Genomic DNA, 2,383 nt, shown 5'->3' with positions numbered 1-2,383 from the left:
TGCGAAATGGTTTGTCCAAAACCAATCGGCAGCGGGGCGTTGCGATAGGCGAATTCACGATTCTTGTCGTCCACAAAATCTTCGCGGCGTACCGACATCATCGCCTGCAGGACCGCTTCGTCCTGGATGCCGAGCTGCGGCAACTCGTCGCGGATCAATTGTTCTCGCTGATGTTGAAAATCGTCGTCGACCATCACATGGCCACTCCCTTGCGTCCCCGGGTGGTCTATTCATCATACCGCTGGCGGTCACCGCAAACAAACTGTCAAGTTTCTTGCTCCGCCGGATAAAGCAATTCGGTGTTTTCGGATAGAATGCCGCCTCGGTTTGGTCTGGGAGGGCGGCGTTCCCGAGAGCCAAGGTAGACGATGATTTCGAGCAAACGCGACGAGATTTCGGCTGCACTGGATTTCGGCTTCATTGGCACAGCGGACGCTCTGGACCGCTCACGTTTTCAATTCAATCCAGTCGGAGACTACCATTGATAGGTTTCAATCGAATTTCGCTTTTAGCGAGCGCGTGCTTGTGGGGTGTCGCGAGTCCGATGATTTCGGCAACGCTTCATGCGCAGCAAACGGTTCCGTCGGCGACGACTGCTGTTTCCGGGATCGACAAGTCATTGTTTAGCGAGAAGGTTTCGCCAGGCGAGAACTTTTACAAATACGCCAATCAGAAATGGTTGGAAACAACCCAGATCCCTGGAGACAAGTCGGACTACGGGATCTTCACGATTTTGAACGATCAGACTCGCGAGCAGGTTCGCGAGTTGATTGAAGAGTCGGCGGCGAAAAATAGCAGCAAGGGCTCGGCCGCCCAGAAGGTAGGCGACTTGTACCGCAGCGTGACGGACATGCAATCGCGAAACAAAGCGGGGATTTCTCCGATCGAGCCTCTGGCCGCCACGATTGATGCGGCGAAATCCAAAACAGACCTAGCCAAAGTACTTGGCCGCTTATCGCGAAACGGCGTATATGGTCCGTTTGCATCCTTCGTCGGCGTGGATGCGAAAAAGAGTGATCAGTACACCGTATACGTGACTCAGGCGGGTTTGACGTTACCGGATCGCGATTATTATCTCGAAGACGTGCCACGCTACGTCGAGCTTCGCGAGCAACTGAAAGTCTATATTCGCGATTTGCTAAGCCAGTTCGGTTCGGTAAGTGATGCTGATGTCGAAAGCGTCTACAAAATTGAACATGCGATCGCAGAGGCTCAGTGGACGAAGACCGAGAATCGCGATCCTGACAAAACCTATAACGCGACCACTGCCGCCGAACTGGCCAATAAATTTGGCAGTTTCGATTGGGCCGCTTATGCGAAAGCGACCGGGCTTGAGGACCAAGACAAATATGTTGTCCGTCAACCAAGTTACATCGACGCGTTTGCAACCCAATTCGCCGAGACCGATTTAGCGGCTTGGAAATCTTACTTGAAATTTCATTTGATTGATGCCTACGCATCGGAGTTGACCGCATCGCTTGAACAGCGTCACTTCGATTTCCATAGCACTGCGATCAGTGGGATCACCGAGCAAGAGCCGATGTGGAAACGAGCGGTCAACACGACCAGCGGCGTGTTGGGCGAACTTGTGGGCCAGGTTTATGTCGAACGGCATTTCAAGCCTGAGGCCAAAAAACGAATGAACGAGTTGGTCCAGAACTTGAAGCAAGCTTTCGCAAAACGCATCGAATCGCGAGATTGGATGAGCGAAGGAACGAAAAAACAGGCGATCGAGAAGCTGGGATTGTTTACCACCAAAATTGGTTATCCCGACGAGTGGAAAGATTATTCGAAGCTGAGTATTGATCCCAATTCGTTGGCATCCAACATCATCGCATCGGCAAATTTCGAGCATGAGCGGGATTTGCAGAAGCTGGGCGGGCCGATTGATCGCAACGAGTGGCACATGACACCGCAAACGATCAACGCCTACTACAACCCGACGATGAACGAGATCGTTTTTCCGGCGGCGATCCTGCAGCCACCGTTTTTCAATATGGCGGCGGACGATGCCGTCAACTACGGTGCGATTGGCGCCGTGATTGGCCACGAGTTGAGCCACGGATTTGATGACAAGGGCAGCAAGTACGATGGCCATGGCAACTTGCGAATGTGGTGGACCCCGAGTGATCGCGATGAATTTGAGCGTCGTGCTGCAGTCCTTTCGAAACAGTACAGCGAATTCGAACCGGTCGAAGGCAACTTCGTCAACGGTGACTTGACGCTGGGTGAAAACATCGGAGATCTGGGCGGATTGAGTCTCGCGTACGAGGCCTACCAACTGTCGCTCGATGGCAATGAGGCACCCGTGATCGATGGGTTGACCGGGGACCAACGTTTCTTTTTGGGATGGTCGCAAATTTGGCGACGGTTGTATCGCGAG

At 53.0% G+C, this 2,383-nt stretch carries 1 protein-coding gene and 1 pseudogene; one reads left to right on the top strand and one right to left on the bottom strand.

Annotated elements, in window-relative coordinates; genetic code table 11:
• Positions 1–194 (bottom strand): annotated as a pseudogene (locus ABX962_RS34790) (protein-L-isoaspartate O-methyltransferase); the annotation flags it as partial.
• Positions 195–544: 350 nt separating this feature from the next.
• On the opposite strand from ABX962_RS34790, the gene ABX962_RS34785 reads away from it, so the two are divergent.
• Positions 545–2,383: M13 family metallopeptidase (locus ABX962_RS34785; protein ID WP_372726248.1), on the top strand; the 1,839-nt coding region annotated here is incomplete at its 3' end.

This window comes from Novipirellula sp. (assembly GCF_041583735.1).
Lineage (GTDB): Bacteria > Planctomycetota > Planctomycetia > Pirellulales > Pirellulaceae > Novipirellula.
Note: the sequence above shows the minus strand (reverse complement) of the source record. Positions and strands in the feature narration are given on the sequence as shown.